At 47.6% G+C, this 7,672-nt stretch carries 7 protein-coding genes; 3 read left to right on the top strand and 4 right to left on the bottom strand.

Annotation, left to right across the window (positions count from 1 at the left end; all coding sequences use genetic code 11):
- Nucleotides 1–148 precede the first annotated feature (148 nt).
- Nucleotides 149–592 (bottom strand): DinB family protein, encoded by a 444-nt coding sequence (locus SFV55_RS15545; protein WP_320030441.1) that lies wholly within the window; start codon nucleotides 590–592, stop codon nucleotides 149–151.
- 70 nt (nucleotides 593–662) lie between these two features.
- Nucleotides 663–1,130: a GNAT family N-acetyltransferase gene (locus tag SFV55_RS15540; RefSeq protein ID WP_320030440.1), complete on the bottom strand. Its 468-nt coding sequence runs from the start codon at nucleotides 1,128–1,130 to the stop codon at nucleotides 663–665.
- 120 nt (nucleotides 1,131–1,250) lie between these two features.
- Here SFV55_RS15540 and SFV55_RS15535 point away from each other — a divergent pair, with 120 nt between their 5' ends.
- Both SFV55_RS15535 and SFV55_RS15530 read left to right on the top strand, forming a co-directional pair.
- Nucleotides 1,251–2,276 (top strand): VPGUxxT family thioredoxin-like (seleno)protein, type 2, encoded by a 1,026-nt coding sequence (locus SFV55_RS15535; protein WP_320030439.1) that lies wholly within the window; start codon nucleotides 1,251–1,253, stop codon nucleotides 2,274–2,276.
- A 175-nt stretch (nucleotides 2,277–2,451) separates the two neighbouring features.
- Entirely contained in the window at nucleotides 2,452–2,910 is a 459-nt protein-coding gene (locus tag SFV55_RS15530) for a hypothetical protein (protein ID WP_320030438.1), read from the top strand.
- A 118-nt stretch (nucleotides 2,911–3,028) separates the two neighbouring features.
- Here the strand turns inward: SFV55_RS15530 and SFV55_RS15525 are convergent, their stop codons facing one another.
- Nucleotides 3,029–4,903: a glycosyltransferase family 39 protein gene (locus SFV55_RS15525; protein ID WP_320030437.1), complete on the bottom strand. Its 1,875-nt coding sequence runs from the start codon at nucleotides 4,901–4,903 to the stop codon at nucleotides 3,029–3,031.
- 68 nt (nucleotides 4,904–4,971) lie between these two features.
- Nucleotides 4,972–5,982, bottom strand: coding sequence for a carboxypeptidase-like regulatory domain-containing protein (locus SFV55_RS15520; RefSeq protein ID WP_320030436.1), 1,011 nt, complete (start codon nucleotides 5,980–5,982; stop codon nucleotides 4,972–4,974).
- Between the two features lie 80 nt (nucleotides 5,983–6,062).
- Between SFV55_RS15520 and thrS the strand changes: the two genes are divergently transcribed.
- On the top strand, nucleotides 6,063–7,672 hold a 1,610-nt coding region (gene thrS, locus SFV55_RS15515), incomplete at its 3' end, for a threonine--tRNA ligase (RefSeq protein ID WP_320030435.1).

The following is a 7,672-nucleotide window of genomic DNA, read 5'->3' as shown; positions in this document are numbered from 1 at the left end:
GCTCTATCGCTTTGATTTTCCATCCCTTTGGAATATCTTTAGCTTGACTTTTTTTCACGTTCCCTTCGTTTTAGCACCTTTTCAAAGGTAAAACGGGGGGAACTTTTTTTCTAATTCTGAACAGCCTACCCTTCGGGGTTTAATTTCCTCACCCCAACAACCTCCGATGATAATTGATCTGCCCCAAATGGTACGACAAATGCGCCACCAAGTGCACCAAAAAGAACTGGGTCGACATTTTTCCGGCGAACACTTCCAGCGGGTATTCCGCCTCTAGTTGTTTGGGAGTGACCTTACTTAAGGCCTCTTCCACCACCTTTCGGGTGTTTTCGACCATTTGGATGAGCTCGGTCTGGGGGACGTTTTTTTGAGAAAACTCGAGGTCGCGATCGCGGATATACCCGGTTTTGCCCAATTCCCCGCCGATGTAGGTGTTCAAATTGCCAACCAGGTGCAAGCAGAGGTTCCCTGCCGAGTTGCTGATGTTGCCATCGGTGATCCAGATGTTGGCCTCGTTTTGGTATAGGCCAATTTCTTGGCTGAGGCGTTCCAGGTCTCGATTGTATAAAGTTTGTAAGGTTTCGATTAACATGATCTAGTATTTTGAATTGGCGAATTTTTCGAATGACGAATGACGAATATTGGGCAACGCTTCAAATTCGTCATTCGTCATTCGAAAAATTCGTCATTTTATAAACATCCGGATTGTGCACCTCCATCCAAATCGCCGGATTGGCCACCGGTTTCCAGCCATACTGCGCATACAAACCATGCGCATCGCTGGTAGCCAGGACCCAGCGCCGTAGCCCTTGTAACTCAGGATGCCCCATGATGGTTTCCATCAACCATTTGGACAAACCCTGTCCGCGATGGGCATCCAGAATGTAAACATCACCAAGGTACGCAAAGATGGAAAAGTCGGAAATGATGCGGGCATACCCCACTTGTTCTTCGCCGCAAAGGACGATAAAAGTGAGCGAGTGCTTGGCAGCTTTTTTTACCGTTTCGAAGGGGATTCCCCGACTCCAATACGATTCTTTGGACAAATACTGGTGCACAGCATGCAGGTCCAATTTCGTTTTATCCGTGGTAATGAGGTAATTGTCACGAGTGACCGAAATATTTTCCATAACTTGAATTGAATGAACACAAATGTAAAGTTCTGGGAAAAGTATTTACAAACTGTCTTCACCGCTACATTTTAAGTGCCATATTAGTTCCATTTTGCAGACGTAATTTCGATCGCTTGTATGTTCAGACACACCAAAACAATACTCATCTTGATGCTGGGCTTCTCCAGTATCGCCCTTTCCCAGGGTACCCAAACTCCGGCGGAGTTGGGTAAAGTTGCGTGGGTACGTGATTTCGAACAAGGTTTGGCACGGGCCAAAAAAGAACAAAAGCCAGTGTTTTTGCTCTTTCAGGAAGTGCCTGGGTGCAGTACCTGTCAGCGTTATGGCACCGAAGTACTGAGTCACCCGCTTATTGCCGAAGCCATCGAATCCCTGTTCGTCCCCGTAGCGATTTACAACAACAAAGGTGGTAAAGACGCCGAAGTGCTCAAAATGTACAATGAACCTGCCTGGAACAACCCGGTGGTGCGCATTGTGGATGCCAGCAAAAAGAACCTGGCCGAGCGGGTTTCAGGAAACTATACGCCATTGGCGGTTTTGAATTCAATGTTGGTTGCCCTGGAAAAAAGCAATCTGGTGGTACCCACTTACCTGGCACTGTTGCGGGAAGAGTTTCAAAGTAAGGCCTTAGGCACCAAAACAGCTACCTTATCCATGTACTGTTTTTGGACTGGCGAAAAAGAACTGGGGAAACTCCCGGGAGTAGTAGCTACCGAGGCTGGATTTATGGCTGGCCGCGAAGTGGTGACCGTGGAGTACAACCCTCGCTTGCTCTCTTTTGAAAACCTGATTGAATCGGGCAGCAAAGTGAAATGTGCCGATGGCGTTTTTACCGCAGATGCACAGGAGCAAGCCAAAGTGGAAAAGGTTTTGGGAAAGGGAAAAGTGAAAAATCCTTCCACTTATCGCCCCGATCCCGAAAGTAAATATTATCTTTATCAAAGTCATTATCGCTTTCTGCCGATGACGGAGTTGCAAGCGGCGCGTGCCAATAGCCTTTTGGCTGGGGGCAAGTCGCCAGAAGAGGTGTTGTCGCCTCGGCAGATTGAACTGGCGCGCCAAATCAAGGCCAATCCAAAGAAAAACTGGAAGCCTGCGATTGGAAAAAGCGTCACCGAGTCCTGGCCCTGGCCAACGGCTTGACCCAGATATGTTTAGAGTTAGAGTACCCAATATCATTGCCGACTACCAGAAGTAGTCGGCCTTTTTTTTGCCTGCCAACGTACACTTACCGGATTATTTTATACGTTTCACAACTGATTTCCCCCATTGAGCTGAATATTTTGCTCCCCTCTAGTAATACCCAAATTTTTATCAAATGAAAAAAATTCTATTCGTTTTGGTGTTCGGCATGCTCGGACTGAGTACCGTTTTTGTACAGGCTCAGGTATCCAGTGGCAGTGTTGGCATCGGCTTACAGGTGGGCGACCCGAGTGGTTTGACCCTGAAGTTCTACAATGGCAAGAAGGCTTCGGTCGATATTTTAGCAGCCTGGGACTTGAACGATTATTTGTTTGTCAACGTCCACGCCTTGTACCACAAGCCTGTGGGTGGTTCCGGCAATGTCAATTTCTTTTATGGCCCCGGGGCTTTCATCTCCTTTTATGAGCGGGGCCGCTACGAAGATTACATCGGTGCTGGCATCAGTGGCAACTTTGGACTGAACGTATTTTTCGACCGCTTTGAACTTTTCGCGCAGATTACGCCAAGGTTGCAGGTACTTGAATTCACCGATGGTGATTTGGGTGGTGGGGTTGGATTGCGGTTTTATTTTTAAGATGATCCTAATCTGAGGTGACTCTGAGGTGCCTTAGGTTTCTTAGGTGGTGAAAAAATATCCTGCTACGTAGGTTCCTCCTTATTTCACCACCTAAGAAACCTAAGGCACCTAAGGATCACCTCAGATTTTTCAGTGCCGCCTCAATCCTCGGATCAACCCCTTCTGTCCCCACGCCATAATTCAAATACTGCCGCGCATGCTCCATATCCCGCTTTTGCTGCGCAAAGTGTAGGTAACCCACCTGATACGCAAAATCAGCGATCGCCTCAGGCACCGCCCCACTACTTGGTTTGACGTATTTCATAAAGTCGTGAATCGACCGTGAATCGGGATCGTACACGGCAGCTTGGGCAAATACATCCAGCATCGGTTGGAGTTGCAGGTCAATTTTGTAGCGTTCGCCAGCCAGTCCCGCCATAAAGCCCCAGGCCGCTTTGTACTCTGGCAAAATGCGGGTAGCCTCGGCCACCATCGGAATCATTTCATTCAACTTGGCCTTTTTGAGCTCATTGGTCGGCAATTGAGCGTACTCATTGCGGAAGATGGCTACAGCATGGAAGAGTTTGGCGCGGGCACTTCCGGTAGAAATTCGATACGCCGCCTCATTCAGGGTGGTTTCATCTTTCCAATCGGGTAGGCGGGTGAAGGTTTTGAAGGCATAACCCAAAGAAACTACGGCAATCAAGCCCAGCCCCAGAGGGTAACTTTGCCCTGCACTGAGCCCTAATTTTTTTGGCAAAAACGCCACAATCAGCCAAGCACAAAATAAGCTGAACCCTAGGGAGGGCAAAAACACAAAACGCTCATTCATAAAAGCCCCCACGTTAAAGGGCAAATTCGATACTATAGATAAGGTGATCAGGTAAAATGCCGCTGCAAAAGTGGGGACATTTTTTTTCCAAAGCCCCCAAATGGCTACTCCCGCCAACGCTACATGTAAAGCCAGTCCCAACAAAGCCCGCCAATCATCAAAACCAACCACGGGTACATGGTAAGGGTAATAATCGTGGGTAAGTGGATGAGGAAAAACCATAAGTTTGAGGTACCAGCCCAGGGTCAGAAAAATGGTTGCGTATTTATTGCTTGTAGAAAGATTGACAAAAGGATCGTTCATTGGGTTGGGATCGGCATCGGGTCCACCCAACAACTGCCCGACAACGGCATAACGCAAGGCCAGGTACACAACTCCAGTCAAGGCCAATGTCCCTGCATTGATCAGCAAATGCCGCTTGCTAGCCGAACCAAAATAGTAGAGCGCCAGTGGAATCACCGCAATAAAAGTCAGGGCATTTTCTTTGGACAATAAGCCCAGGAAAAAAATCACGGAGGCAATGATGTTCCAGCGCAGCTCGCCCGTCTGTGCGTAGCGCCAACTGGCGTACAAGGCTCCCACGGCCCCCAGCGCAGCCATAATTTCATCGCGGCCTTTGACATTGGCAACCGCTTCGCTATGGATGGGATGCAAGATATACAATAAGGTAGCCAGCCCGGCCAGACTGAACCACCAACTGCCTTTTTCCTGTGGTGGAAAAATGCGGCGCAGGGTGCGGTAAGTCAACCAACCCAACAGGGCGTAAAGGAGTAAGTTGATAAAGTGACTCAAGGCGGCATTTTGCCCAAACAAACCCTTTTCGATGGCAAAAGTGACGATGGACAAAGGCCGGTAACGACCACCCACCAGCAGGTTTTTTTGCTCACCAAAAAAGCCGGCAAAGGACTCTGTACTCAGGATTTTGCCAATCCCGGCAAAACCCTCCTGCACGTACTGGTTGTTGACGTACATCATCTGGTCGTCCAGCACATAACCATAGCGCAAGGAAGGGGCGTAAAGGAAAAAAGCCAGTGCGGCGATGACCAGCCCAGCAGTTCCCGAAGAGCCTGTGCTTTCTGCGGAAACGGCTTTATTTACTTTTGTGTTCGTAGTATTTGTTTTGCCTGGGGCAGGGCTTGAAGCAGATTGGCGATTGGTGCCTTTTTTTCCTTTGGCCATGGTTTTATCCCTTATATTTTGTCCTTAGTAGTGGGGCAAAAATAGGTAAAAAATTGAGATAAGCCCCTTTATTGCACACCCAAAAGGGTGACTTCGATGGCCAGGTTAAAGCCTGCTGCCAGTCTTTGCCATTCATTTTTGTAATTCAGACTCCAAGAAGTAAGATCTTTAGCATTTGACACTCGATATGATTTAATGTAGGGTTCATACGCTATAATGGTTTCTGACTCTTTACTCCGAAATTGGATGATATTTTCTTTAATTTTTAGCCATTCTACTGCGATGTAAAAACCGTTTTCAGGCACTTTAATTTTGTAATGTGACAAATCGATTTGCTGAAGGTGTTCTTTAACTTTTACAATCAATGGCGATATAAGGATATCCGCCCCAGGGCCGTTCAATTTGGCATTGTTTTCATACACTCTTAATCTGAAGGAACTCCCCTTCCCTGAGGATGTTAAAATTTTTATACTTTCTAAATAGAAATTTTCGATGTTTTTTGGTCTTGGGAAAAAACTTGCAATTTGTTGCAAAAAGCCAGTTGAGCCTATACTCATTTCATAGCGTTTCTTTTCAATAGGGTTCAAGATCAGGGATCCACTTCCTGGGTTAGGGTATATCGCAACCTCATCCATTTCATAGACTATGGGTATTAGTTCAAAACTATTCATCGTACTTTCTGCCAAAGTTTTCACAGGGACAATTTTGGATTTATAGCCAATACAACTGATGATCAACGTGTCGGATTGATTTTTTTCCTGAATGTTGAAGGTGTAACGACCCTGCAGGTCAGAAGTGCCACCAGTATTAGCTACTTTTAATCCAATGGTGGCATAAGGGATACCCTGCTGCGTTGTAGAATCTAGTAGTCTTAAGTTGAATGATTTTTGAGCGGATAATAAAAAAGAAGAGCATAGAAGCAGCATAGGAAAAACAATAGTTGTAGAATGAGGGTACATGATTGTTCTATTGTGTGAAAAATGACGATATGAAAATAACTTTTTCTGCACTGGAATATTGTTGTGCTTTAGTTCATCTAAACTGTTTGGTTTTAACTCGAACGCTTCAACCTTCTTCAACTTTTTTTCCCCAATCCTAAAAAAACCTGCTAATCCTGCCTATTTTTGCAGCCGCTATAGCGAAATAAACAACGTAAACCATGATTAACATTACTTTCCCAGATGGTAAGGTTCGGCAATACGAACCAGGAACAACGGCGCTTGAAGTAGCTCGTTCCATCAGCGAGGGCTTGGCCCAGAAGGTTCTTTCGGCAAAAGTAAACGGCGAGGTGTGGGATGCCACCCGTCCGATTTCCACCGATTCGACCTTGACGCTGCTCACCTGGGATGATAAAGACGGAAAAACCACTTTCTGGCACTCCTCCGCCCACTTGATGGCTGAGGCATTGGAAGCGCTGTTCCCCGGCATCAAGTTTGGTACGGGCCCAGCTACCGAGAATGGTTTTTACTACGATGTTGATCCCGGTGGCAAACAAATCTCGCTGGACGACCTGCCCAAGATCGAGGAAAAAATGCTCGAACTGGCCCGGCAGAAAAATGGCTACATCCGCAAGGACATTACCCGAGATGAGGCTTTGAAGTTTTTTCAGGAAAAAGGAGACGAGTACAAAATTGAACTGATTGAAAAACGCGGCGCCGACGAAGCCCTTACGCTGTATACGCAAGGCAACTTCGTGGACCTTTGCCGCGGGCCACATATTCCGGATACCGGATTCATCAAGGCTGTAAAATTGACCAACGTAGCGGGTGCTTATTGGCAGGGTGATGAGACGCGCCAGCAGTTGCAGCGCATCTATGGGGTTGCTTTCCCCAAACAAAAAGACCTGCAGGAACACCTCGTGATGCTGGAAGAAGCCCGCAAACGCGATCACCGCAAGTTGGGGCAGGAACTAGAACTTTTTATGTTTTCCGAGCGCGTAGGGGCGGGTTTGCCCATTTGGCTACCCAAGGGCAACGCCCTGCGCGACCGTTTGATGAACTTCCTGCGCACCGAGCAAGAAAAGCGGGGCTACAAACTGGTCACTACCCCCCACATTGGCCGCAAGGAATTGTACGTCACTTCCGGGCACTACGCCAAATATGGCAAGGATAGTTTCCAACCCATTCATACCCCACGGGAAGGGGAGGAGTTTTTGCTCAAGCCGATGAACTGCCCTCACCACTGCGAAATTTATGCGCACCGCCCTCACTCTTACCGCGATCTGCCAATGCGTATTGCGGAGTTTGGTACGGTATATCGCTACGAGCAAACGGGTGAATTGCACGGTTTGTCGCGGGTACGTGGATTCACTCAGGACGATGCACACATCTTTTGTACCGAAGAGCAGGTAAAAGATGAGTTCCTGAATGTATTGGACCTGACTCGGACGGTCTTGTACAAAATGGGCTTTAAGGAATTTACAGCTCAGATCTCCCTGCGTGACCCCAATACGCCCGAGAAATACCTCGGAACGGATGAAAACTGGCGCAACGCCGAAAACGCCATCATCGAAGCAACCCGTGAGGTAGGATTAAAAACCACCATGGAGTTGGGCGAAGCCGCGTTCTACGGGCCCAAACTGGACTTTATGGTGCGTGACGCCATTGGCCGCCAATGGCAATTGGGTACCATTCAGGTGGATTACAACCTGCCCGAACGTTTTGAACTGGAATACGTAGGTGCCGACAACAAAACCCACCGCCCGGTGATGATCCACCGTGCACCTTTTGGGTCGATGGAGCGCTTCATCAGTATTTTGATTGAAAACAC

The sequence above is a fragment of the Haliscomenobacter sp. genome, from assembly GCF_033763495.1.
Taxonomy (GTDB): Bacteria; Bacteroidota; Bacteroidia; order Chitinophagales; family Saprospiraceae; genus Haliscomenobacter.
This window is presented reverse-complemented; position numbering and strand designations above follow the sequence as displayed.

Bases quoted from the DNA above. Each gene is read 5' to 3' on its own strand.
- SFV55_RS15535 (WP_320030439.1), top strand. From the start codon at position 1,251: ATGTTCAGACACACCAAAACAATACTCATCTTGATGCTGGGCTTCTCC.
- SFV55_RS15545 (WP_320030441.1), bottom strand. From the start codon at position 592: ATGTTAATCGAAACCTTACAAACTTTATACAATCGAGACCTGGAACGC.
- SFV55_RS15525 (WP_320030437.1), bottom strand. From the start codon at position 4,903: ATGGCCAAAGGAAAAAAAGGCACCAATCGCCAATCTGCTTCAAGCCCT.
- SFV55_RS15530 (WP_320030438.1), top strand. From the start codon at position 2,452: ATGAAAAAAATTCTATTCGTTTTGGTGTTCGGCATGCTCGGACTGAGT.
- SFV55_RS15540 (WP_320030440.1), bottom strand. From the start codon at position 1,130: ATGGAAAATATTTCGGTCACTCGTGACAATTACCTCATTACCACGGAT.